Source organism: Verrucomicrobiia bacterium (assembly GCA_026414565.1).
Taxonomy (GTDB): Bacteria; Verrucomicrobiota; Verrucomicrobiia; order Limisphaerales; family Fontisphaeraceae; genus Fontisphaera.
Genome location: JAOAIT010000064.1, coordinates 42,446 through 67,005, shown reverse-complemented (window position 1 = coordinate 67,005; position 24,560 = coordinate 42,446). Strand labels below are relative to the sequence as shown.

Annotated in this window: 23 protein-coding genes; 15 read left to right on the top strand and 8 right to left on the bottom strand. The window is 61.2% G+C overall.

Annotation, left to right across the window (positions count from 1 at the left end; genetic code table 11):
• Positions 1–339 precede the first annotated feature (339 nt).
• On the top strand, positions 340–1,431 hold the full coding sequence (locus N3J91_15815) for an RHS repeat-associated core domain-containing protein (protein MCX8157881.1): 1,092 nt from the start codon (positions 340–342) through the stop codon (positions 1,429–1,431).
• A complete protein-coding gene (locus N3J91_15810; protein ID MCX8157880.1) occupies positions 1,386–2,099 on the top strand; it encodes a hypothetical protein in 714 nt (237 codons plus the stop codon). Before N3J91_15815 ends, N3J91_15810 begins: the two co-directional genes overlap by 46 nt.
• A 293-nt stretch (positions 2,100–2,392) precedes the next feature.
• Here the strand turns inward: N3J91_15810 and N3J91_15805 are convergent, their stop codons facing one another.
• Positions 2,393–2,551 carry a hypothetical protein gene (locus N3J91_15805; protein MCX8157879.1) on the bottom strand — a complete coding sequence of 53 codons (159 nt, stop codon included), beginning with the start codon at positions 2,549–2,551 and terminating at the stop codon, positions 2,393–2,395.
• A 469-nt stretch (positions 2,552–3,020) separates the two neighbouring features.
• Between N3J91_15805 and N3J91_15800 the strand changes: the two genes are divergently transcribed.
• Genes N3J91_15800 through rnc form a run of 4 tightly spaced genes read left to right on the top strand, consistent with a single transcriptional unit; the run spans position 3,021 to position 5,744 of the window.
• Positions 3,021–3,605 (top strand): hypothetical protein, encoded by a 585-nt coding sequence (locus N3J91_15800; GenBank protein MCX8157878.1) that lies wholly within the window; start codon positions 3,021–3,023, stop codon positions 3,603–3,605.
• 18 nt (positions 3,606–3,623) lie between these two features.
• Positions 3,624–4,322 carry a glycosyltransferase family 2 protein gene (locus N3J91_15795; protein ID MCX8157877.1) on the top strand — a complete coding sequence of 233 codons (699 nt, stop codon included), beginning with the start codon at positions 3,624–3,626 and terminating at the stop codon, positions 4,320–4,322.
• Between the two features lie 59 nt (positions 4,323–4,381).
• The gene (locus tag N3J91_15790) at positions 4,382–5,035 is read left to right on the top strand and encodes a hypothetical protein (protein MCX8157876.1); all 654 of its coding nucleotides are present in this window, start codon (positions 4,382–4,384) and stop codon (positions 5,033–5,035) included.
• 7 nt (positions 5,036–5,042) lie between these two features.
• Positions 5,043–5,744 carry a ribonuclease III gene (gene rnc, locus N3J91_15785; protein MCX8157875.1) on the top strand — a complete coding sequence of 234 codons (702 nt, stop codon included), beginning with the start codon at positions 5,043–5,045 and terminating at the stop codon, positions 5,742–5,744.
• A 12-nt stretch (positions 5,745–5,756) separates the two neighbouring features.
• Here rnc and N3J91_15780 read toward each other — a convergent pair whose 3' ends face one another.
• From N3J91_15780 to N3J91_15760, 5 genes are all read right to left on the bottom strand, one after another.
• Entirely contained in the window at positions 5,757–6,740 is a 984-nt protein-coding gene (locus N3J91_15780) for an undecaprenyl/decaprenyl-phosphate alpha-N-acetylglucosaminyl 1-phosphate transferase (protein ID MCX8157874.1), read from the bottom strand.
• 9 nt (positions 6,741–6,749) lie between these two features.
• On the bottom strand, positions 6,750–7,910 hold the full coding sequence (locus tag N3J91_15775; GenBank protein MCX8157873.1) for a glycosyltransferase family 4 protein: 1,161 nt from the start codon (positions 7,908–7,910) through the stop codon (positions 6,750–6,752).
• Positions 7,911–7,916: 6 nt separating this feature from the next.
• Entirely contained in the window at positions 7,917–10,763 is a 2,847-nt protein-coding gene (locus N3J91_15770) for a tetratricopeptide repeat protein (GenBank protein MCX8157872.1), read from the bottom strand.
• 51 nt (positions 10,764–10,814) lie between these two features.
• The gene (locus N3J91_15765; GenBank protein MCX8157871.1) at positions 10,815–11,996 is read right to left on the bottom strand and encodes a class I SAM-dependent RNA methyltransferase; all 1,182 of its coding nucleotides are present in this window, start codon (positions 11,994–11,996) and stop codon (positions 10,815–10,817) included.
• A gap of 72 nt (positions 11,997–12,068) precedes the next feature.
• Positions 12,069–15,233 carry a S41 family peptidase gene (locus N3J91_15760; protein MCX8157870.1) on the bottom strand — a complete coding sequence of 1,055 codons (3,165 nt, stop codon included), beginning with the start codon at positions 15,231–15,233 and terminating at the stop codon, positions 12,069–12,071.
• A 91-nt stretch (positions 15,234–15,324) separates the two neighbouring features.
• Between N3J91_15760 and N3J91_15755 the strand changes: the two genes are divergently transcribed.
• Entirely contained in the window at positions 15,325–15,696 is a 372-nt protein-coding gene (locus tag N3J91_15755) for a rhodanese-like domain-containing protein (GenBank protein ID MCX8157869.1), read from the top strand.
• Positions 15,697–15,710: 14 nt separating this feature from the next.
• On the opposite strand, the gene pncA is transcribed toward N3J91_15755, so the two are convergent.
• Positions 15,711–16,319 (bottom strand): bifunctional nicotinamidase/pyrazinamidase, encoded by a 609-nt coding sequence (gene pncA / locus N3J91_15750; GenBank protein MCX8157868.1) that lies wholly within the window; start codon positions 16,317–16,319, stop codon positions 15,711–15,713.
• A 162-nt stretch (positions 16,320–16,481) separates the two neighbouring features.
• Between pncA and N3J91_15745 the strand changes: the two genes are divergently transcribed.
• The 8 genes from N3J91_15745 (at position 16,482) to N3J91_15710 (ending at position 23,118) form a co-directional block, all read left to right on the top strand.
• Positions 16,482–16,997, top strand: coding sequence for a sigma-70 family RNA polymerase sigma factor (locus N3J91_15745; protein ID MCX8157867.1), 516 nt, complete (start codon positions 16,482–16,484; stop codon positions 16,995–16,997).
• Positions 16,998–17,009: 12 nt separating this feature from the next.
• Positions 17,010–17,423 carry a hypothetical protein gene (locus N3J91_15740; GenBank protein MCX8157866.1) on the top strand — a complete coding sequence of 138 codons (414 nt, stop codon included), beginning with the start codon at positions 17,010–17,012 and terminating at the stop codon, positions 17,421–17,423.
• A gap of 41 nt (positions 17,424–17,464) precedes the next feature.
• Positions 17,465–18,973: a hypothetical protein gene (locus N3J91_15735; GenBank protein ID MCX8157865.1), complete on the top strand. Its 1,509-nt coding sequence runs from the start codon at positions 17,465–17,467 to the stop codon at positions 18,971–18,973.
• Between the two features lie 251 nt (positions 18,974–19,224).
• A complete protein-coding gene (locus N3J91_15730) occupies positions 19,225–20,550 on the top strand; it encodes a phenylacetate--CoA ligase (protein ID MCX8157864.1) in 1,326 nt (441 codons plus the stop codon).
• Between the two features lie 17 nt (positions 20,551–20,567).
• Positions 20,568–21,014, top strand: a complete 447-nt coding sequence (locus tag N3J91_15725; GenBank protein ID MCX8157863.1) for an ACT domain-containing protein — start codon at positions 20,568–20,570, stop codon at positions 21,012–21,014.
• 50 nt (positions 21,015–21,064) lie between these two features.
• Complete coding sequence (locus tag N3J91_15720; protein MCX8157862.1) at positions 21,065–22,468, top strand: hypothetical protein; 1,404 nt, start codon at positions 21,065–21,067, stop codon at positions 22,466–22,468.
• Positions 22,469–22,515: 47 nt separating this feature from the next.
• Positions 22,516–22,716 carry a Fe-S cluster assembly protein IscX gene (iscX, locus tag N3J91_15715; GenBank protein ID MCX8157861.1) on the top strand — a complete coding sequence of 67 codons (201 nt, stop codon included), beginning with the start codon at positions 22,516–22,518 and terminating at the stop codon, positions 22,714–22,716.
• A 6-nt stretch (positions 22,717–22,722) separates the two neighbouring features.
• A complete protein-coding gene (locus tag N3J91_15710; protein ID MCX8157860.1) occupies positions 22,723–23,118 on the top strand; it encodes a RidA family protein in 396 nt (131 codons plus the stop codon).
• A 390-nt stretch (positions 23,119–23,508) separates the two neighbouring features.
• Here N3J91_15710 and N3J91_15705 read toward each other — a convergent pair whose 3' ends face one another.
• The gene (locus tag N3J91_15705; protein MCX8157859.1) at positions 23,509–24,555 is read right to left on the bottom strand and encodes a DUF4388 domain-containing protein; all 1,047 of its coding nucleotides are present in this window, start codon (positions 24,553–24,555) and stop codon (positions 23,509–23,511) included.
• Positions 24,556–24,560 lie beyond the last annotated feature (5 nt).

The window sequence follows — 24,560 nt, the reverse complement described above, 5'->3', positions numbered from 1 at the left end:
AAACTTTCTGCATCTGATGGGCTACATCTTTGGCAAGGGCGGACAACCCCCAATCAGCAGGTAACGTAATGCCGGCTGTCCCGCCCAATGGTGTGAAGGAATCTAGCCGCGCTCAGGCCGCAGCGGGGAGGGAGGCTTCGGCGGGGGCCGAAGCCAAATCAATCCGGCAGGGATTAACGATTAGAACTGATGCCCACCATTTTGCACCTTCGCCTGCGACAATTCTCCGGTTTTGCATTTTGCACTTTGCACTTTGCATTTTGCATTTCCCTCTCCCCCTAAATGGCCTTGAACGAAGAGAGGTTTTGATGGATATTGGCTTCGGGTCAGCCGAAAACCATGCAAGCGTGGGGAACCATAGGCATGTATGAACCCAGGGAGGAGCCAAATACCATCCCCCAGGATTCCTCTCCTCTGAACGACGCTTGCGACGTGGGCGTGTTGCTGGCGACGGTGATTCATCATGGCCCGAATGCAGGGGTGTATTTTCCTTTTTATGATGGGAATGGGAACGTGATGGGGTATTTGCGGGGGGCGGATGGCTTATTGGTGGCGCAATACGAGTACGGCCCCTTTGGCGAACTCCTCCGCGCCACCGGCCCCCTCTCCCAGACCTTCAACTACCTCTTCTCCACCAAATACCACGACTGGGAAACCGGCCTCCTCTACTACGGCCACCGCTACTACAATCCCACCACTGGTAGGTGGCCATCGCGTGACCCCATCGAGGGACTTCAACGCCGGACTGCAAGGGCTGAGAACTTGTATTCTTTCTGTGGAAACGAGGGGATTGATTATTGGGATTACCTAGGTTTGTGGCTGGGCGGCGACCACCGCAAGCTCACTTCGTCATCGTTTTCTTCTGCGTGGAATGGGCTTGGGGACACAAGTCCATGCATGGGAAAGAAACTGCTCTCCGTCATCGCGGACGCGAACGTGGTCACAGACACGAAGGAGCCGTATGCGTCCGATCTGAAGCAGCACTACAATCGAGGCATCGCGGAATTCTCCGACGTAGCGCGTGATGCCTATGTGAGCCACGTCCAAAGCGTGGTGGCCGAATACCCGAAGCTCCTTGAAGGGAAGCCCGACCGAGCGAAATGCTCCGAGGCACTTCAGAGGCTCGGGCGGGTATCGCACTCTTGGCAAGATTACTACGCTCATGCGATTGGACTGAATTCGCCATATTGGGGTGATCCTGGACCTATTGAAGGGAACCCTGACTCGCCAAGTGCGAATTTGAAGCCAGCAAGCTGGGGTGGCTACAACAACTGGGGAGAGCATGGTCCGAGCGAGCCTGCGAGCAGAGAAGCCGACATGGGCTTGAATCGCTACGTCAAGGCCGAATCCTTCGTAACAGGGAAATATCCGAAGATGCTCCAGACATGGCTGGCGAAGTGCCGATGCTATTGTGGGGAGAACTGGCCATGAAGCGACAGCTCGTGCTCTCGTTCCTGCTGGCGCTGAACTCCAGCTTTGCTGCTGAGGACATCCAGCGCGACTTGGACCTTTCAGAGATTGGGGTGCAAGTCGTCTTCATTCAAGGCGGGGGCCAGCTTAGCCCCGACCGGGTTTGTGTGACTTTCAGCAACACAGGGCCGCGTAGCGGCATGTTCCGGCTTCCCTCTCCATTCGTAGTTGCCGACCCAGAAGGCATCGCTCCATTCCCGCCGTATCTCGCATTGCAGGTGAAGGATGTCAAGACGGGTAGAGAAGAGGGATTCGTGTTGACGAGCCTGCGTAAACCGCCCGGCCCTGGAGAGCGTGTCTTCTTGAAGGCTGGGCAGGTCAAGAGCGTAGAGTATCCATTAATGCTATTCTATCGTTGGGGGCCAGACAGCCCAAAAGATGGGAATTTCAAGGAGTGCTTCAAGCCGGGAGATAGTGAGTTGGAGGTTCGTGCTGAGGTTTTTGTCGTCGAGAAGAGCGGCCCACGCAGGGTGTTGTCCAATCCTCGGCCATTGCGCTGTTCATTTCCCGACTGGTTGTTCAAAGAGACATCAAGAGACAACGGGTCTGCTGGCAAGTCCAATGGGAATCATGACAGCAAAACCAAGCCTGAGCTGAAGCCAAGGAAAGGCGACGGATCACATCCCTGACTCAGAACTCGCTGGTATTCCTCAGACGCGGTGAGAACTAGATCAGCGGCGCTTCCGCCCCGCGGAAGGTGGCCTTCAAGGCCATGATCCAGGCTGTTTCCGTGGTCGTGGCCAAGGGTGCAGCAATGCGGGACGCCACTGGGCTAGGCGATGAACCGTCAACGCCAGCAAGCGCTTGTTGCGGAGGTGACAAGGCGCGGTTTGGGGCGCGGGATCGTGGGCGACCTTCTTGACGCCCTGCTCAAGAGAGTTGTTCATCTGCGCCGCCTGGACCTACTGGCAGGCCGTGCCGGTCACCGGGCTGACGAGGAGGATGATCCTTGAGCCGCAGTGGCTGCCGCTGCCTGGTCGGCAACCGCCGTGACTTCGGGCGGGAGGTCACGGTGCCGGTCGAGGTAGTGGCTGGGGGTGTAAGGGTCGTATTCCCAGAGCTGCTCAGGTTTCAACCCCATCACGGGAATATTGGCGACCGTCCAGCCCAATAGACCAGCTCGCTCTGGGTGCCCCCCCGCGGCAGGTCTCCTAAGTGTTCACGTCATCAAACAGGCTTCGGCGGGGACGCCGAAGCCATATCAATCCGGAAGGGATTAACAATAGAACTGATGCCCACCGTTTTGCACCCTCGCCTTCGTCCCCGCCGGTTTTGCACTTTGCATTTTGCACTTTGCACTTTGCATTTCCCCCTCTGCATTTTGCATTTTCCCTTCTCCATAAGGGTCTTGGAGGAAGGCGGTTGGGCAATGGATGGGCCGCTGCCGCATCTCCTGCCTCCCGTCATCCCTCTTCCTGCTTCCCCGATGGAAGTAAGAATGCTGGGGGGGACTCCCAAAGCCTTCCCGCCGCCCGCTCAAACCACCTCTAACCCCATCTGAGGAGAGAATCCCTTTTGCCAACGTCTCCTTTACTGGGTATAGTTGAAGCATGAAGACATCCTTGTTAGGTGGGGTCATGGTGATGATGCTGCTTCTTGCCGGTCTGGGGGCAGGCCCTCTCGCCGCGGCGGACAAAACCGCCTTCGAGCTGGCCAAAGAGGGCAACAAACACATCGGCGAACACGCCAAGGATAAAATCGTCCAGATCCGCTCCGAAAAATCCGTGGGCAGCGTCACCCCCAATGTCTGGTATGTGGTGTATTATGACCAGTTTGCCACCATGAAATCGGTGGAGGTCAAGTTTGTGGGGGACAAAGTAGCCTCGGTGAAACGCCCCTTCCGCCTCATTGAAGCGGCGGCTGACAAGGATAATCAGCTCAATCCCAAGCAGTTGAAGACTGATTCCGACAAGGCGCTGAAAATCGCGCTGAAGGAAAAAATCCTCGAAAACCTCAAAATCACCGCCTCCCAAATGAAGTTGGAGGAGTATGAAGGCGCGCCCGTCTGGAAAATTCGGTTGTGGGCGCAGAAGATTCGTCAGCCCAACAAGGAGGCCGACATCGGTCAGATTTTTGTAGCCGCCGAGGATGGCAAGGTCGTCCACCTGGACATCAAACCCGAAAAGGTGGATTAGCCCACCCACCCTGCCCCCATGGCAAACCCCGGTGCAGGTGCCGTGGCGGTGGTGCCGTGTTTGAACGAGGAACGCACCATTGCCAGTGTCGTTCAAGGCATTCTCTCCCGCCTCCCCGCCGTGCTGGTGGTGGATGACGGCTCCACCGACAACACCGCGGCCGCAGCCCGTTCCGCCGGCGCCAATATATTGCGCCACGAACACCGGCAAGGCAAAGGCGCCGCCTTGCGCGATGGAGTGACCTGGGCCGACGCCCAAGGATTTGCCTGGGCTTTGCTCATGGATGGCGACGGCCAGCATGATCCGGCGGACATCCCCACCTTTCTGCAGGCTGCCGGTAAGGCCGATCTCATTGTGGGCAACCGCATGAGCGATTGCGCTGCCATGCCGTGGCTTCGCCGCTGGGCCAACCGATGGGTCAGCCGGCAGGTCTCGCGGCATGTGGGCACGGACATTCCCGATGCCCAGTGCGGCTTTCGCCTGGTCCGGGTGGCGGCCTGGCAGGCGGCCGGTTTGCAGGCCACGGGTTATGAAATCGAGGCGGAAATGCTGCTCAAGTTTGGGGCAGCCGGTTTTCGCATCCTCTCCGTGCCCGTCCGCACCATTTACGGCAACGAAACCAGCAAGTTTCACCCGGTGCGTGACGCCTGGCGCTGGTGGCGGTGGTGGCGGCAGATGAGCCGCTCCCAGCCCCGTCCTGACCCTCATCGCCATTAAAACTCTTTGTTGCGCTTTATCCTTCTCCTGCGGATAATTTGCCCCGCAAGTACTGTGGGATGAACGAGTGGAACATACAATCGCGCTCGCGGGTCTGTCAGTCCTGCGCACGGCCCTTTGCGGATCAAGAAAGCTATCACACGCTCCTGTTTGACGAAAAACGGGAATTCGTGCGCCTGGATGTTTGTGCCAATTGCTGGGAAACCCAGTACAGTCAGGGCGCCAAGGACCGCAAAGGTTTTGTCTCCCATTGGCTGGGTGTTTATGAAGCCCCGCCCGCCGCCCCCCCGGAGCCAATCCAAAAGGAAACCGCCGAGACTCTCCTGCGCAAACTGGCGGCACTGAATCAGCCGCAATATACCGCAGCGGCGTACATCCTCTCCGCCATGTTGGAGCGCAAGCGCCTCTTAAAGGTGAAGGAAACCTACCAGCGCGACGGCCAGCGCTGGTTCATTTACGAACACACCCAGTCGGGGGATACGTTCACCATTTTGGACCCCTGTCTGCAATTAACCCAGTTGGAACAGGTGCAGCGTGAGGTTTTCCATCTACTGGAGCACGGTCTGCCCTCCGCCCCGACGGCTGAAAATACGTCCCCCTCCCCCGGCCACAGCGCCGAGCAGGCGAGCGGTCCGGCGGCGTCCGTCCCTGATTCCCCCACTCCGAGCACAATGAAGGCCGCCCCGGCGTCACCCGCTCCGCCGTCCCCTTGATGGCCGCATGTCTTCGCCCCTGACAGAACTGGAGCAGCGCCTGGGATATCATTTCCGCAATCCCTACTTGTTGCAGACCGCTCTGACGCATCCGTCAGTTGCCCATGAAAACCAGCGCCCCCTCGAGCACAACCAGCGCCTGGAATTTCTGGGGGACAGCGTGCTGGAGCTCGTGTTGACTTCCGAGCTTTTTGCCCGCTTCCCCGACATGGGCGAGGGCGGGCTGACCAAGGCCCGCGCCCAGTTGGTCAATCGGCGCTCCCTGGCGGAAATCAGCCGGCGACTGGCCGTGGGCAAACATCTGGTGTTGAGCCGCGGCGAGGAGAAAAGCGGCGGCCGCGAGCGCGGCTCCACCCTGGCAGACGCTTTCGAGGCCCTCATCGGGGCGGTGTTTCTCGACGGCGGATTTGAATCCGCGCGCCGCGTGGTGTTGCATCATTTTGCGGCGCGGCTGGCCCAACAAAGCACCGCGCCCTTGATTGAAAATCCCAAGGGCGAATTGCAGGAGCTCCTGCAAGTGCACTCCAACGAGCCGCCGCGTTATGAGCTGCGCTCCGTCACCGGCCCCGATCATGACCGGGTGTTTGAGTGCGCCGTTTTCCACGCCGGCCAGGAACTGGGCCGCGGCACCGGCAAAAGCAAGAAGGCCGCGGAAAGCAGCGCCGCCCGCGCCGCCTTGGAAAAACTGCAGAAGCCGCACACCGGCTGACCCGGCCGGCCCTCACCACAGACTTAACGCGGCCAGGCCCCCCAGCAGTCCCGCCCCCCATAAAATCGCCACCGCCAGCGCCGGGCTGCCGGTCTTTTCCGCCAGACGATGGGATAAATGCCGGTTGTCCCCCCGGTAGAAAGGCTGCCCCCGCGCCATCCGCGTGACCACTACAAACGCCATGTCCACCAGCGGTACAGCCAGCACCAGCAGCGGTGACAACACCGCCAGCCGGTGGGAATGCTCCGGAGAATAGTAATGGGGCACAATGGCCAGACTGGCCATCAAAAAGCCCAGCGCATGACTGCCGCTGTCGCCCAAAAAAACCGTTGCTCTGGGATAGTTGAACGGCAGAAAACCCAGCGTCGCTCCAGCCACCGAAAGCGCCAACAAGGCCACCAGATAATAGCCGTGCCACAAACCTTGCAGAGCAAAGAATACCGCGGCCAGTGCCGCCAGCCCCGCGCATAATCCATTCATGTTGTCGCTCAGATTAAAGGCGTTGGTCACGGCCACCAGCCACAACGTCGTCAACAACACCTGCACCAGCCCATAGGGAATAAACAAGGTGATTCGCTCCCCCAGACAGGCGGCCAGCACCGCGAGTACACACTGCCCGGCGAACTTCTGCCCCGGGCGCAGCTCATACACATCGTCCAGCCAGCCCAGCCCGCCCATGGCCAGGGCTCCCCCCACGATGATTAGCAGCGGAATCCAACGCTGGCCAAACCCATAACGCACTTTCTCCGCCACCGGCTCCGGCAACAGACCTGCCCAGGCAGCCGCCACACCGCCTAAAATCGGCACCAACAGCCCGGTGAACACGGCCAGCCCCCCGGCCAGCGGCACCGCCTGCACATGGATTTTGCGCTCCCCGGGTTCATCCACCACTCCGGCCTGCCGGCACCAGCGCCGCCACCACGGCAGACTCAACCCCGCCCCCAGGAAGGCCCCCAGAAAAGCGGCGGCATAAACATAGGCCGGCAAGGATGACATGAGCCGAAATTATGCCGGTTGCCGGGCAGAGTGCAACCGCTGATACAACTCCCAAATGCGTTCCACCATCAGATGCACATCAAATTCCCGCCGCACCCATTCCCGCCCGGCCTCCCCCAATCGCCGCCGCATAGCCGGATCGCGCGCCAAAGCCAGCACGGCCGGCGCAATATCAGCCCCGACCGGCAGCAAAAAACCAGTCTCCCCCTCCCGGCAAACTTCCGCAGCCCCGTCACAGTCGTACGCCACCACCGGCCGGCCCGCCGCCAACGCCTGCGGCAGGGCGCGCGGCAACCCCTCCCGGCGGGAGAGATGCACCACGATGTCCATGATCCCCACCCACCGCGGCACCTCCGCCGGCGGCACCAGCCCGGCAAAGAGGAAATGCTGCTGCAACCCCAAACGCGCCACCTCGGCCTGCCAGCGGCCCCGCCAGGCACCATCTCCCACCAGCACAAATTTCATGCGCGGCCACTGACGCACCAGCCTGGGCGCGGCCCGAATCAAATCCTCATGCCCCTTGTGCTTGAAAAGCCGGGCGATTTTACCCACCACCACCTCATCCGGCTGGATACCCCACCGGCGGCGCCATTCCCAATCGTTGCGAGCTGCCAAATAGGGCCGCAGATCAAACCCGCTATATATGCGGGTGTATTGTTCCGGCCGGCCAATGCCCGCAGCCAAATATTGCCGGATCAAACTGTCCGCCACGGCAACGAAGTGCGTGGTGCATCGCCCTGCCACGCGCTCCGCCTGACGGAAAATCAAATTGGCCGCCCCCCCTTGAAACGGGCCAAAGGAAGGCCCATGGAGGGTGTGCACGATGAGCGGCACCCCGGCTCTCCGGGCGGCCAGCCGCCCCAGCACGCCGGCCTTGCCGCTGTGGGTATGCACCAAATCGGGCTGTAGCTGGCGAAATCGGCGGGTAAGGGCCTGCCACGCCCTCAGATCCTTCCATGGATGCACCGGCCGCACCAGCCAGGGCAAAATTTCCAGCAAACCGGGCGCCTGCCGCGCCTCCTCTTCCAGCGAGCCTTCCGGGCCAGAAGTGGGGCCTGAAATCAACTTCACCTCGACCCCCGCCCGCTCGCGCAAACCCAGGACGCTGGCAAGGGTGTTCTCCTGCGCCCCGCCCACAATCAAGCGCGTAATGACATGGACGACGCGCACACCGCGTCACTTTCCTTTGAGCTGCCTCAACCGCTCTTCGATCATCTGCCGCTCCTGAATCCCCTTGGGAGCATGTTTCAGGTAATTTTCGTAATGTTCGATGGCCGCCTTCTTCTGCCCCTGCCGCCAGGCAATTTCGCCCAGGCCGTAATAGACGGCGAAGTAATGGGGATGGGACTGCCGCAGCACCTCGTAATCGCGCCGCGCCCCCTCCAGTTGATTGGATTGCAACTGGGCAATGGCCCGGTTCAGGCGCGCGGAAGTTTGCTTGGGATCTTTTTCCAGCACCTTCGTCAATGGCGCCAGCGCCTCGGTGTAGCGTTGCATTTGCATCAACACCACCCCCTGGTTGAGCAGCACCATGGGATTGTCCGGCTCCAATCGCAGATGGCGCTCGAGCAAGACCAGCGCATTGGTCACCAACCCCCGCGCCAGATACACATGCGTGGCCACCGCCAGCGGCAGCGGTTGATTGGGCGCCGCCGTCAGCGCCCCCTGCAGAACCTGCTCCGCTGCGGCCGCATTGGTCTGGCCATAATAGGCCAGCGCCTGCAGGCGCACCCACTCCATGCGGTTGGTCAGGTTGTCCCAGCCCGGCCCGCCGCGCCGACGTGCCTGTTCCGCCATGGCCAGAACCTCGTCATAATGCCCCGCCTGCAAATGTGTCTGGGCAATCCAATATTCCAGCTCCAAATCATTGGTACGGTAAGGCCAGGCCCGGTAGAAAAATTGTAAGGCCTGCCGGTTGAGACCATTTTGACTGAACAACCGCCCCAGCACCGCCGCGTAACCCGGATCATCAAACGGATGGAACAAACTCAACACCACCTCGTAATTGTTAAACTGCCCCAGCAACCGCCCCGCCCTGGCCACCATGTTGGAATCCACCGGCACCCCCCGCAGTTGTTGGTTGAACGCCAGGTTGATTTGGGCCCCCAAATGATTGCTGTTCAGGGTCAACACCTGTTGAAAGGCCGCTGCCGCCTCGGGCAGCCTTCCCTGCCGTTGCAAGGCCACACCCCATTGATTCAAATCCTGCCCGAACGACCGCGCCACAAACCCCACATCGTTCACCGGCACTTTCGCCTGCACCGCCAACTGCTGCAAATCCGGCGCCACGCGCGTCCAGAACAGCGCATTCCAGTTCAAATCGGCGTTGGTAATCTGCGGAAACTGGTAATCCCGCGCTCCGGCCCGTTTCAGGGCCAGCGCCAGCCCGCTCGGGTAGGCGTGGAACAACTCAAAGTAGTAACCAAAACTGGGATGCAGGTAATAAAGCGGCCGCTTGCTTTGCGCCTCAGACAGCCGCTGCAGAATAAACAGCGGCGGCAGCGGCTCCGGCATGGGCCGTCCATCCTTTAGCTTCGGCAGGGGCGGCCAGAAATCAGGATACCGTTGGACCAGGGCTTCATGATACAGCCGCGAAGTCAGGGACTGGCTGTGCAAGACCACATGTTTGAGCGGCTGCTGCTGCCGCGTCTGCCATGCCGCCACCAGCCATATATGGGCCGGATGATCACTCAACAACACCGCCTGCTCCTCGGGAATGCTCTGTAGCAGCCGCTCGGCAAACCGCGCCAGCCACGGTGAATTAAGCGCCTGAATTCGCGGCCAGTTCTTGAGCACCAACGCCACCGGCGCCGCCACCACGCACAAACACACCGCCCCCGCCACCACGTAATTGACCCCTTTCATCAGGGGGCCGGGCGCCCGCCAGGCCTTGGCCGGCGCCACCCCAAACACCAGCAGCAGATACCCGGCAAAGTATCCCAGACATAAAGCGCCCAGGTAGTGCAGGGAAAGAAAAGACAAGCCCGCGGCCTGAATTTGCGTCTCCAAAAACGGCGGCCGCCACAGCATCACCAGTCCCACAACAAAGAAGCCCACATGCACCACGCGGAAAAGGAATTGCACCAGCATCTGGCTCACAGGATTGACGTCCCCAAAGGACGCCGGCCACCGGATGCTCACCAACACCAGCGGCAACAAGGCGCAGGACACCGCCAGAATGAGGAATGGCATCCGATAGCCATAGAAAAACAAGCCCTGTTTCTGCACCAGCAGGTTGGCCTTGAGGACAAGCCAGAAACTCACATTTTCATGGTCATACTTCAGCGATAAAAACGGAAATAACAGATACAACAACAGCCCAGCCACCCCCGCCCCTAACAACTTGAGAAACAGGCCGCTGTAAAACAGGTCCATCCGTTTCAACGCCACCACCGCAATGACCGCCAGCGGGAAAAAGCCGATCATGGCCCAGTTGTTCGTGGTGGCCAGGCCATACACAAAAGCCATGCGGATGAGCCAAGAATCCCGCTCACTCACCCGATACTCCAGCAGACAGCGGATCACATAAGCGAACAACAGCAGGTTGAACATCTCGCCCGTGCCGGAAATGGCATGTTTCCAGAAATCCTCCTGCAATGCGCAGACCCCCACCGCCAGCAACGGCGGAATCCAGTTCAGCCGTATGGTGAGCAGGCCAAAATCCCCGTCCTCGCGCACCCGCTGATCCTTGGTGCGATCCTGCGGCAACAGGGCCACTGAACGCGCCAGCAGGGCCAGCGTCAGGCCCGCACACACCGCTGCCACCAGGTTCAACGCCAGCGGCTGCCAGTGCGGCGGCAGCCACCGCAGCGGATAATACACCACATACGTCAACGGCTCGGTCACCGGCGGCTGCCATACCCACCCGGCTACCCGCGCCCACTGCGGCAAACTTTCCAGCGTGACCCATGGATTCAACGTCACCAAATAAAGCGCCAGCCCCCCTGCCAGCGCCAGCCAGGGTAGAACCCGCCGCGCAAACGCCCCCGGCAAAGGCGCCCATTGTTCGGTATCAGTAGTCATGTGCCGCCCCAGTTGAAATCATGTTGAAGCAAAAGGCAAAACCAAAAACCATCACCCGCCCCCGCCGCGCCAGCGCAAATCGGCCACACATTCCACGTGTTGGGTTTGAGGAAACATATCCACCGGCCGCACCCGCACCAACTCATAGACACCCCCGGCACACAGGATGTTCAAATCCCGCGCCAGCGCAGCCGGATGGCACGAGATGTAGATAATCTGCCGCACCCGCTGCCGGCGCAAGAGCTCCAAACTGGGCGCCGGACACCCCGTGCGCGGCGGATCCAGCACCACCGCCGTCCGCTCCGGCGCGTAACGCAGGAGAATATCAGGCAACAAGTCCTCCGTCCGCGCCGCGAAAAATTCACCATTCCGGATGTCCCGTTGCCGGGCGTTGCGCCGCGCGGCACGCACCGCCGCCACATCCACCTCCACCCCCAGAAAATGTTGGACCAGGTCCGCACACGACAGCGCAAAAAAGCCCACCCCGCAATAGGCATCCACCAGATACTCTGCGCCCCCCTCCTGCAAACACCGCCGCACCGCCTCCACCAGCAGCGGCAGGGCATGAAAATTGGTTTGAAAGAAACTGTCCGGCGGCACCTCCCAGCCTTCCGGCTCCAGCCGCAGCACCACTTTCAGCCCCCCTCGCGGCGGCGGATGGCGGCGGGCCTCCAGCAATTGCTCATTCAAACGTGGATCTGCGATCAGACACTGCTCCACGTCCACCACCCGCCGGTTGTCCGCCCCCAGATACCCCAGCACCAGCCGTTGCGCCTGTTTGTTCCACTGGCTGCGCACCATGATCCGGTTCCGATAACCGTAAGGCTGCGGACACGCAGCCACCGGCTCCACCTGCGCACGGGTCACCCCCCCAATCCGCTCCAGCAAATCCATCACCTGCTTGTGTTTCAGCTCCAACTGCCGCGCGTATTGGATGTGTTGATACTGGCAGCCACCGCAATCTCCAAAGTAAGGACACGGAGGCGCCACCCGTGCAGGCGAAGGCGCCATCACCTCGAGCAAACGGGCGCGCGCGAAGTTCTTTTTCACCTCCACCACCTCCACCCGCACCCGCTCTCCGGGAATGACGAACGGGATGAACACCACGAAATCCTGACAGCGCGCCACGCCTTCCCCCCCAAAGGCGAGATCCTCCACCTCCACCTCGATCCGCTGACCGGAGGTGAGAGGTGGCACACCACTGGCCGCGCCAGCCTGGGCCGATGCCGTCATGCGGCTGCTTTCCTAATCCAACCCACGCCCGGCGCACAAGCCTTGAATGAAGCGCGCGCTGCGCGAACAAACTCAAGGATTTGCCGGCTGGCTGAGCAGCTCGATGGCCTTGTCCAACTGCGGATCACGCTCCGCCAGCCAGTCCTCGGCGCTCAATGGCACCAGGACATCCGGCTGCTCCCCCTGGTTTTCCATGTTGGAGCCGTCCAGACGATAGACCCCGCCCATGGGCAGGCGCGCCCGGGTGCCATCCACCAGGTTGAAGCTCCACGTCCAGATCACGTAGCCGGGAGTGGGCGTCCCCACCAGCCGGGCCAGTCCCCGTTGCCGCATGGCGCAGGGAAACATTTCGCCGTTGGAGTAACTATGCTCGTTCATCAGCACCACCACCCGTTTATCCCACGCGCGCCCCGGGGCCGGCTCCGGCGGGCAATCCCGCGGTTTGCTCCATCCATGCTGGCGGCGCTCCAGCCAGTCAATCAAGGTGTCCGATATGTTGCCGCCCCGGTTGAACCGCACATCAATGATCATCGCCTCCTTGCCGGCCATGTATTCGTACACCTCCTGCTCGAAGCGGTTTTGATTATCCCCTCCCATCGCCGAAATATGCACGTACCCTATGCGGCCCTGGCTGCGCGACTCCACCGCCTTGCGCAGCCGCTCAATACGGTTGTTGTAGTGCAACTGATTCCATTCATCGGCCGTCAGCGCCTTGTATTTGACCGTGCGCGCCCCTTGCTTCTCGGGCTTGTCATTCACCAGGAATTGCAATTCGCGCCCCTGCCGGCGATTGAGCAGGCGGTATAACGTTTCATCCGTGGCCACCGGCTCCCCGTTAATCTCCAATATATACTCGCCCGGCTTGATTTCGGTCTTCTTAAACCATCCCGGCGCTCCCTCGGGCACTTTCAACACTTTCAGGCCGGGCCCGGCATGACGGTAATCCAGCGTAAAACCCGGATGCGGTGTTGTCACCCGCGCGGGCGTCTCCGGGGGATTCACCTCACTGTGGGAAGCCTCCAATTCCCCCACCATCATCTGCAACAAGCCCGCAAACTCCTCCGGCGTGCCCACCGCCGCCAGCAAGGGCTCGTACCGCCCGCGAATGGCCCGCCAGTCCCGCCCGTGAAAATGGCCGTCATAAAAGGCCCGATGGTAGGTGCGCCAGAACTGCGCAAAGGCCGCTTGCCGCTCGGCCCGCACATCGCGCTCCCCTTCCGCGGTGAACGCCACCTTCTCCACCCGCCCCTCCGGCAGGCGCAGTTGATACAGCTCACCCCCCTGGATGAAAAACGCCCGCTTGCCATCCGCCAGGATCCGCAACTGGGATTTGCCGCCCCCGTTGGTGACCCGCTTGGTTTCCTTGCCATCATAGCTGGCGGTCCACACATCGCCCTCCGCCAGAAAAGCAATCTGGCCTTCGCTGGTGACCTGCAGATCGGCGGCCGGATTCTGGGTGATGAAACGGCGGATGCGCCGCGGCACATTTTCAAAATCAATGGCCACCTTGACCGGCTCCTTGGGCTTTTCAAATTTCAAATCTGTCTCGCTCGCCAGCACGTCTTCCGGCTGCAGCGGAAATACATACACCCCGCCCCCGTCCCGGCTGCTCTGGAAGAAAAGGTACTTGCCATCCGGCGACCATGCCGGCTGTCCGTGCCCCGTGGCGCGTTGAGTCAGATTTACCGGTTCGCCACCCTCCAGTTTCACTAAAAAGATATTGTGGAAACGGCTGGCACTGCGGGCCACGTAGGCCAGCCATTGACTGTCCGGCGACCAGGCCACCTGACTGCCCCCATACCCATGCAGGTGCGGCCCTGGCAGCGGCACCACCCGGCGAATCTGGCGATCGGCCAGGCGAAGCACATGCAGCCCCCCCTCCGGCCCCGCCACCCAAAAGGCCAGATGCTGGCCATCCGGGGAAGGAATGGGATTGGAAACATCCTCCTGCCGCGCCCACAAGCTCTCCACTTTCCGCGATTCCACCTCCAATGCATACAGGCGCGTGTTACCCTCGCGATCCGAGGTGAAAAACAACGTCTTGCTGTTGGTGCTCCACATGAAGTCCGAGTCATCCCCCGCCCAATCCGTCAGCCGCTGCGCATACTCGGCTTCGCGGCCCGCAATCCCCTTGGGCTTTTCCACCGGCACCACCCACAAGTCGCCGCGCAGACCAAAGGCAATGTATTTGCCATCCGGCGAAGGCTCGGCCTCCGTCACGCCATTGGTCATTTTCTCCTGGCGCGTCAAGGTCTCCTTGTCATCCACCCCCGCATAAACCACCAGCCGCACCGGTTTGCCCCGCCCGCCCTTGAGCAGATACAGCTCATGCTCATACTCAAAAACGATGTCCCCGCTCTTGAGGGCCACGCTCGGGGCGCGCACGCTGCCTCCCACAAACTCCGTGAGCTGCCGCCCCTTGCCTTCCAAATCAAAAACCCACAGGTTGGGCGTGCGCCGGGCGTTGTCCTGCAAGGGCGGCAACGGCTCGTTCAACCGCCCGGCGTTGGGCGTATCTTCGCCCACCGTCACCGTCAGCACATGTTTGCCATCCGGCAAAAACTGAGTCCACAAATGTTGCCGCTGATCCTGCGTCAGCGCCCGCCGCTCCCCCGTTTTCGTGTCCAGCATCCAGATTTGCGCCGCCGCCGAGCCGGTGTAACGCGGCCGCCAGTTGGGGAAACCATACCGCCCATAAACCACATAACGGCCATCAGGACTGAAATCCGGCGAATTGAGGGGGGCAAAGTCCTCCAGCAAACATTCCGTGCGCAAGGTTTGCACGTCCACCGCAAAAAGCTGGTTGTTGGCCGAATCCCGCTTGCCCGCAAACAACAGCCGTTTGCCATCGCGGCTCCACCCGCCCGGGATTTCATTGCCGGAATGCCAGGTCAACTGTCGCGCCGGGCCGCCGTCGGCGGGCATGAGATACAAATCCAGGTTGCCGTTGCGCTTGCTGGCAAACACCACCCACCGGCCATCCGGCGAAAACCGCGGATAACCATCGTAATCCACATGCGTGGTCATGAGCGTGGCCCGACCGCCCGAGGCCCCCACCTGCCATAAATCTCCCTGATACACAAACACCACCCGCTTGCCATCCGGACTGATGGCGGGCAGGCGCGCCCCCCGGATCGGCTCATCCTTCGCCGGCGCAGGCTGCGCCAGGGCCGCAGGAATACCGCACAGCCAGACCACGCCGGCCAGCATCCAACCACAGGCACTTTGGAATTTCATGATGCGCCTTGGATAAACACTTCTGCTGCGAGGGTCAAAAGAAAACCGCAAAGGAATTGACCCTGCCCACGCCCTCCTGCATCTTTCCGGCATGGATCATTCACCCGGATTTTTGCGGCTGGTCAACGAAGCCAAAAAACACATCCAGGAAATCACCGTCGCCGAGGCCCGCGCCCTCATGCAGAAAGACCCGCGCGTGGTGCTGCTGGATGTCCGCGAGGAAAGCGAGTGGGCCGCCGGCCATGCCGAAGGTGCCCAATATCTGGGCAAAGGCGTGCTCGAGCGGGACCTTGAAAAACGGTTTCCCGACCCCAATACGGAAATCATCATGTACTGCGGCGGTGGTTACCGTTCGGCCCTGACCTGTGAAGCCGCCCAAAAAATGGGCTACCGGCGGGTCTATTCCCTGATTGGCGGTTACCGCGCCCTCGTGGCCGCCGGCTGGCCCATGGTCAAAGGCTGAAACCCGGCAGCCATTCAGGTGTGGAGGATTCGCACGCCCGCGGCGCGCATTTCCTCCACCGCCCGCTCCACATCGCCCGGCTGCAAATTCACCCCACGGCAGGCCGGCAGGAGCAGGTGAGTCTCAAAACCCAGCCGGACGGCGTCCAAAGCCGTGTATTTCACGCAGTAATCGGTGGCCAGCCCCGCCACATGCACCACCCGCACCCCCTGCTGCCGCAAGTAATCCGCCATCCCCGTGTCGTGCCGGTGGCCATTGTCAAAAAAACCGCTGTAGCTGTCCACCGCCGGATCCGTGCCCTTCTGAAATATGCGCGCAATCCGGGTGGTTTCCAGCCCGCGCGCCAGCTCCGCCCCATAGCTTCCCTGCACACAATGATCCGGCCATAACACCTGCGGCAGGCCATGCAAGGTGATCACTTCACCCGGCCGCCGCCCGGGGTGGGAGGAGGCAAAACTTCCGTGACCGGGCGGATGCCAGTCTTGCGTAGCCACCACCAGTTCAAACCTGGGCTGCAATTGGTTGATTACCGGAATCACCTGATCCCCCTCCGGCACCGGCAGCGCGCCACCGGGCAGAAAATCGTGCTGCACATCCACAATAATCAAGGCTTGCTCGGGCATAACACCATGATTCTGGCCCGCTCCCCTCTTTCCGCAATCCTAAATCCCCTTCCCCCTCCAGCCGGAGGCTCTCAGGCCGGGGACTCATGCCTATCAGCCGCCTTTTTTTTTCGCGGAAAATCATTAGACAAATCCCCGCCCCTGAGGCGTCATTGCCTTGGAATGCCGCCCCGGGCGACACTGGAAAAGTTGTACGATGAACACGCGCAAGCGGTGTTCGCCTACGCGCTGAACCTGACCCGCAACGAGGCCGACGCGCACGACATCCTGCAGGAAGTCTTTCTCAAGCTGGCACGCCAGCCCGAAACATTGGCCGCCTTGCGGGAGCCTCGCGGGTACCTTTTGCGCTTGGCCCACAATCAAACGATGGACCTCTTTCGCCGACAGGCCGTCCGGCAAAACCGGGCAGAAGCCCTCTCTTCCGAGCCGGAAACAGTTTTCGCCCCCACCGCCGACCCCGACGAGGCCACCTTTCGTCACTCCCTGGCCCAAGCTCTGGCCGAATTGCCGCCGGAGCAGCGGGCCGTGGTTCACCTCAAACTCTGGGAGGATATGACCTTTGAAACCATCGGCGCCGTCCTGGGTATCTCCCCCAACACCGCCGCCAGCCGCTACCGCTATGGGTTAGACAAATTACAGGCCCGCTTGCGTCCTCTGTATGAGGAACTGCGCGCCTGAAGAAACAGGTTTATGCAACAGGATTGCTTTGAAGAACGCCTCCGCAGCCAGCCTTGGCGGCCTCTCCCCCGGGCCTGGCGAAAGGAAATCCTCGACACCGCCCTGGCCTCCGCCCAGCCGCAGGCCGGCTCACGTCGCTGGCGGCTGATGCTCGAATACCTGCTCTGGCCCGGCCCACGCGCCTGGGCCGCTGTGGCTGCCTTGTGGATCGTTGCCTTGGCCGGAAACCTGGTTCAACATGCTTATACGCCGGTCTCCCCTCCCGCCTTATCCCTGGGGGAAAACCGGCAACACGAAACGCTGCCGCAACGTCAGCGCATCCTGGCGGAATGGCTCAATCAAAATGAGGCTGAGCCTGTTCCGCCCTCGCAACTCCCGCCGTCCCCGCGTGGTGAAGGTCGAATGACTACCAACCGCGTAGGCTGAACCCTCTGGCTGCTCCCATCGCGAAAGTGAACACCTGAATTATGAATGTTAAACTTCCCTTTTCTTCCGTCCGCAGCCGCCGCCCCTGGTATCTGCGATTCCTCATGGGACTGGCCTTTGCCCTGACCGCCATCATAGGCCTCATCCTGCTCGTCGCTGCTTTCGAAGGCATCCGCGGCACCAGTAAATGGCGGAAGCTTAAAACTGAGCTGGAAGCCCGGGGGGAAAATTTCAACTTGAACGCCCTGCAACCGCTGCCGGTGCCGGACGAAAAAAACTTTGCCACCACCCCCCTCATCGCATCCCTGTTTTCCACCAACGGCCAGTCCCCTGCCCCCGCGCCCCAAACCTGGCCCAAGGCGGCATTGGAGGATTGGGATCATGACAAATCGGGTAATGGCCCCGGCCGCAAACGCAACGATCTTCGCACCCCTCTAAAGCTCTGGAGCGATTATTATCGCGGCCACGCCAAATTCCCCCAAGCCCCCTCCAATGCCTCTCCCGCGGAGGTTGTGCGCACCGCCCTGGCCCAGTACGACCCCCAAATAAATGAACTGCTCCAAGCCATGCAGGAGCGCCCCCTCTGCCGCTACCCCTTGGATTATCAACAGGGCATCGCCCTCTGGTTGCCCCACCTCGCCAATTACAAGGGCCTGGTGCTCGTAATTCAACTGCGCGCCCTGGCCGACCTGCACCTCGGCCAAACCGACAAAGCCTTCCAGGAATTGCGCCTCGGATGCTTCCTCAATGACACCCTCACGCAGGACCCCATTTTGATTTGTCTGCTCGTTCACATCGCTAATGATCGCATGCTTCAGGAGGCCGTCCGCGAGGGCCTTGCCCTGCATCTGTGGAATGACCAGCAGCTCACCTGGTGGGTGGACTACTATGCCAAACGCCCCTACCTCGAAACCTACCAGACCAGCATGCGCGGCGAGCGCAACTTTGCCGTCCTCACCATCGAGCAGCTCTGCCGCGGCCAGATTAGAGAAGTCCTGGGCGAGGAAACCAGCCCCACAGGCACCTCCATTCTCCGGGCCATGCCCCGCGGCTTCTTTTACCATAATCTGTATAACCTCGTTAAAATTCACCATGAATACACCATCCCCGCCGCCGACCCCAAGTCCCGGCAGGTGGACAAGGACCTGGTGCTCAACTTCGACCACGCCATCAAGCAGACCGGCTATTTCCCCTACAATATTTTCAGCCGCTTGCTGCTGCCTGCCGTGGGCAAATCCGTGCTCCATACCGCCCGCTGGCAAACACAGGGTGACGCCCTCCTGATCGCCTGCGCCGCCGAACGCTACCGCCTGGCCCGTGGCCACTGGCCGGCCACCCTCGGAGAACTGGTCCCCGCCTACCTGCCCTTCGAGCCGCGCAACGTCCTGGACGGCTCGCCTTTTATTTACAAAATCGTCGCCCCAGACTCCCTCCTCATCTACACCCCCGGCTGGGATGAAAAGGACGATGGCGGCCAGTTTGACAGCCGCCTGGACGTTGGCGACTGGGGCATCCAGATCAGCCCGGTGGACGAGGCCACCCTGCGTTGAGCCTTTGAGCCTCATGGTGGAGTCAGGCGCCTGGGCAATTATCCTTCAACTTTTCCTTCCCGCCGGCCCAGAATTTGCAGTTGCTCCAGACGCCGCTCCCGCGTTAGGCTCGCCGCCGGTGTTCACGCGAGAGACGAGGCCGCTGTGTCACATGGCCAACCGTGGGCGTTCCACCTCCCACGGCGCTCATCGCGTTTTGGCAATAAACCCCTTCCTTCGTTTAGGCAACCCGTCGCGTCTCCCCATCTCTCATGAGCAAATCCGTCAATGACCTGCCGTTTCATCCGGTCAGCGCCCCGGACTTCTTGCCGCCGGCTCAACTGCGGGCCTTGCAATGGCAGCGGCTCAAGGCCATCGTTCAGCGCGCCTACGATCGCCAGGCCCTCTTTCGCCAGCGCATGGACGAACGCGGACTCAAACCCGCGGACCTGCGCGGCCTGGAAGACATCAGCCGGCTGCCCTTCATGGTCAAAACGGACCTCCGTGACACCTACCCCTTCGGCCTCTTTGCCAGCCCAATGCATGAAATCGTGCGCCTGCACGCCTCCAGCGGCACCACCGGCAAGCCCATTGTGGTGGCCTACAACGCCGCCGACATCGAGGTCTGGACCCAGGCCATGGTCCGCAGCTTTGCCGCCTGCGGCGTGCATGAAGGCGACATCATTCAAAACGCCTACGGCTATGGCCTGTTCACTGGCGGCCTGGGAGCGCACTACGGCGCGGAACGGCTGGGCGCCACCGTCATCCCCATTAGCGGCGGCAATACGCAGCGCCAGCTCATGGTCATGAAGGATTTTGGCGTTACCGTCATCTGTTGCACACCCAGTTATTTCCTCCACATCCTTGACCAGGCCGCTGAAATGGGCATTGACCTGCGCGAGTTGCCCCTGCGCGCCGGCATCTTCGGCGCCGAGCCCTGGACGGAAAACATGCGCCAACGCATCCAGAGCGAAAGCGGCATTAAAGCCTACGACATCTACGGATTGTCTGAAATTGTCGGCCCCGGCGTGGCCATGGAATGCCAGTGCCAGTGCGGGCCGCATATTTTCGAGGATTACTTTTATCCCGAAATCATTGACCCCCAAACCGGCGAGGTGTTGGGCGATGAGCAGGAGGGCGAACTGGTGCTCACCACCCTCGCCAAGCAGGCCATGCCCATGATCCGCTACCGCACCCGCGACATTACCGCCCTGACCAGCGAACCCTGCGCCTGCGGACGTACCCTCCGCCGCATCAAGCGCATCTCCCGCCGCAGTGATGACATGTTCATCATCCGCGGGGTTAATGTGTATCCCTCCCAGATTGAGGCCGCTCTGCTCAGCGTCGAGGGCACCCTGCCCCATTACCAGATCATCCTTACCCGCGAAAAAGGTTTGGACGAAATGGAAGTGCAGGTCGAAGTCACCGCCGACGTCTTCAGCGACACCATCGGCGCACTGGAAAACCTGCAACAACGGCTGGCCCATGCCATCGAAAGCACCGTGGGCATCCGCGCCCGCGTCCGCCTGGTCACCCCCCGCACGCTCCAGCGCAGCGAAGGCAAGGCCAAACGGGTCATTGATCAACGCAAAATGTAATTCACCACCCCCGGCTTATGAAACTTAAACAACTCTCTCTCTTCCTGGAGAATAAACCCGGCGCCCTCAGCGCCCCCATGCGCGTCCTGGCGGCCGAAGGCATCAACATCACCACCCTCTCCATCGCCGATACCCAAAACTTCGGCATCCTGCGCCTGATCCTGCGGGACTGGGAAAAAGCCCGCGAGCTGCTCGAAAAAAACGGCTTCGTCGTCAAGGTCACTGACGTCGTCGCCATTGAAGTGCCCGACAAACCCGGCGGCCTGGCCGAAGTGCTCGGCGTCCTGGAAGGCACCGGCATCAACGTGGAATACATGTACGCCTTCACCCTCAAAAAGGAGAACAAAGGCGTGCTGGTCTTCCGCTTTGACGACCCCGACCGCGCCGTCCAAACCCTCCAGGCCCATCACATCAACGTGGTGGATCAACTGGAAATCTTTCGCCGCGCCAACGGCGAAGCCTGAACCGGCAGCGCCCCGGCAGGCGGCGGGCGCCTGCCTTCGCAAAATTCCGCATGGCCAAGGCAACCGATATTCGCGTGGTGGGCGCCGCGGTGTACTGGCTGCCGGTGCACACGCGTGTGCCCCTCAAGTTCGGCCCGGAAACGCTCACCAGCGTGACCTGCGTGCGCGTCAAAATCCACGTCATGGACCGCTACGGACGCCGCGCTGCAGGCTGGGGGGAAACCCCGCTCAGTGTCCAATGGGTCTGGCCCAGCCCCCGGCCCTACGCCGAGCGCCATCACCTGCTGAAAAACTTCTGTGTGCGCCTGGCCGCCGCCTGGGCCGACTTCGAGGCCTGGGGACACCCCCTGGAGGTGGGGCACGATTTTCAACTGCACGTGCTGCCCGGTCTGCTCCGCCTGCACAACGAAGGCCAGAGTGAACCCATGCCGTGGCTGGCCGCGCTGGTTGCCTGTTCGGCCTTTGATCTGGCCGTCCATGACGCCTTCGGGCATCTGCTCCAACAACCAGTTTATCAACTCTACTCCGCCGGGTACATGAACCGGGACCTGGCCTCTTTCCTTGAGCCGGCGGAAGGCATGTCCCCCACTCTTTTTCGCGGCAAGTACCCGGCGGATTTTCTAACGCCCCAACCGCCCCAATCCTTGCTGGCGTGGCACCTGGTGGGCGGCCTGGACAAGCTGGACCCCGCCGAATTGACTGAAGACGATCCCCGCGATGGCTATCCCATCCTCCTCGGCGACTGGATTCAGCGGGACGGTTTGCAATGTCTCAAAGTCAAGCTGCGCGGCAACGATGCCGACTGGGACTATCAACGCCTGCTCCGCGTGGGCCAACTGGCCCGCGAAAACGGCGTGCTCCACCTGTCCGCCGATTTTAACTGCACCGTTACCGATCCCGCTTACGTCAACGAAATCCTGGATCGCCTCCGGGCCGTGCATCCTGCCCTGTTTGATCTGTTGCTGTACGTCGAGCAGCCCTTCCCCTATGACCTCGAAGCCCATCCCTGGGAGGTGCACAGCGTCTCCGCCCGCAAGCCGCTCTTCCTCGACGAGAGCGCCCACGATTGGAAACTCATCCGTCTGGGGCAGTCGTTGGGCTGGACCGGCGTGGCACTCAAAACTTGCAAGACCCAAACCGGAGCCATCCTCAGCGCCTGCTGGGCTAAAACCCACGGGATGCAGCTCATGGTCCAGGACCTCACCAACCCCATGCTCGCCCAAATCCCCCACGTGCTGCTGGCCGCGCATGTCGGCACCATCGCCGGCGTGGAAACCAACGCCATGCAGTTCTATCCCGAGGCCTCCCTGCCGGAAGCCGCCGTCCATCCCGGCCTCTACCAGCGGCGCCAGGGACGGGTGGACTGGTCCTCCGTGCGCGGCCCCGGCTTTGGCTACCGCCTGGCGGAAATTCAGCGCCCCCTGCCACCCCCCGCCTGCGAGTGTGGCATTTGACACCGGCCCCGTTTGCCACTACTTCTTGAGCGGCCAATGGTGTTTTTATGAAACTGACCTGGAAAGACCACGAAGAAATCGCCTGGGCGCTCATGGATAAATTCCCTGACCAGGACCCCCTCAAGCTCAGCTTCCCCAAACTCCACAAGATGGTGATCGAACTGGAGGACTTCGGTGATGACCCCAACGCCTCCAATGAGAAAATCCTCGAAAACATTCAGATGGCCTGGTACGAGGAACGCAAATAACCTTGCATGAGCCAGAAACAAATCATCCGCCCCGCCAGCGCCCCCACCCCCGTGGGGCCTTACAGTCATGCCGTCCGCGCCGGCAACCTGCTGTTCTGCTCCGGCCAGATTCCCCTTGACCCCGCCACCGGCCAGTTGGTCTCCGGCGGCATTCGCGAACAAACCCGTCGCGTCCTGGAAAACATTCGCCTGCTGTTGGCCGACCAGGGCCTGGATTTTCAGCACGTGCTCAAAAGCACCGTCTTCATGACCAACCTCGCTGACTTCGCCGCCATGAACGAGGTGTACGCCGAGTTCTTCGCTCATGCCCCGCCGGCACGCTCCACCGTGCAGGTGGCCGCCCTGCCCCGCGGCGCACAAGTCGAAATCGAAATCATCGCCCAGTATCCCGACCAAGCCTAAACCATCGCCCGCCCCTGACCAGGGGCCGGGCGGCCAAAACCAGGTTTCAAGCCGTCAGAGCTATATATTAAAATAACTAATATACCTATTTTATTAACTTAGTTAAATTAATACTTTTAATTCCCGCTTGACACCTCACCCCGCCTGTGGTTTCTTACGGGCGTCCGATGCGATAAGCGTCGGGGAAATGGGATCGCACGCAGCGACCAGATTTGCGGACTGACTGAAGAACAAAGTTCTTTGACTGTCCGAACAGATTTCGGCAGCGGCCTGATACAACCGCTGTCGAGTATCCCCTAAAACCTGCGTGTATTGGTTCGAAATTCCCCGGGCGGCGACGGTCATCCCCTGACTGTGCCGCCCGGTTTTTTTATTTCTGCTTCCTTTGTTTCACTTCCCTTCCGCTGCCCGGTTGTCCTGCGCACCCCCCGCGTCCACCATGAGCAATTTTTTCTGCAGCATCGGCACCAGCACTTGCGCGGCATCCAAATCGGACCCCGGATGGGCATCCAGCACCTTTTCCAAGACCCCGTGCTCCAGCACCAGTTGCAACACATCCAATTCTTCCGGCGTGCAGTCGCGCAAGGGATGCGGCAGTGGAAAGGCCAGCTTCAAGCGGGCATCTAAGGGAGGCAGCACGCCATCAAAAGCCTGCATTTCATCCGCCTGGCGTGCCCCCTCCAACAAGACCGAGGCCGTTGGCTCAACAATTTCCGCCGGCACTGGTGCCTCCACTCCCGGCGTAAAGGTGAAGGTCCCCGCGGACCAGCGCAGGATGCGCATCAGCGTTTTTTCCGGACGCGGCGAGGGCTGCTGATTCAAACTGGCATAATAAATATGCCCCTGCCGCATCCAGAGGTCGGCCCGCTGCGCCTCCTGCCGCAGGGTGACACACCCTGTTTTCATGCTGTTGGAGAGCAACTGCAGCAAGTCCATCAAGGGAACCTCGCTCAGGGAACCACTGATCATGGGAGCCGCGCCCGCCTTGAGCGGCTCCGGATGCGCCTGCGTGAGCATCGTCCGCTGCGTGTGCTCCCACCAGGAGCGCGCCTGCTCCCCCACCACGCAGGGCGCCACCACATGGAACGTGGCCTCCCCAATGCGCAGGTAGTCGCCAGCCTTCAAAATCGTGGGGCCGCCAATTTTTTCGCCGTTCAAAAAGGTCCCGTTTTTGGAACCCAAATCCTCCACCACGTATTGCCCGCCGGTGCAGGTGATTTTGGTGTGCCGCCGCGAAACCAGGTCATCCTCAATGCGAATGTCGGCATCCCGGCTGCGCCCGCAAAGGGTGGGGCGATCTTCGGGCAGGAGGTGCTCCTCCCCGGTGCGCGGGCCGGCCAGCCACAGCAAAGCCAGGCGTCCACCGCCGCCCGCCCGGGCGGCACCCCGGCCTGCGCTTTCAACCTTGCTGCCGGCCGGATGGCGTGAAGTCTTCATGCTGC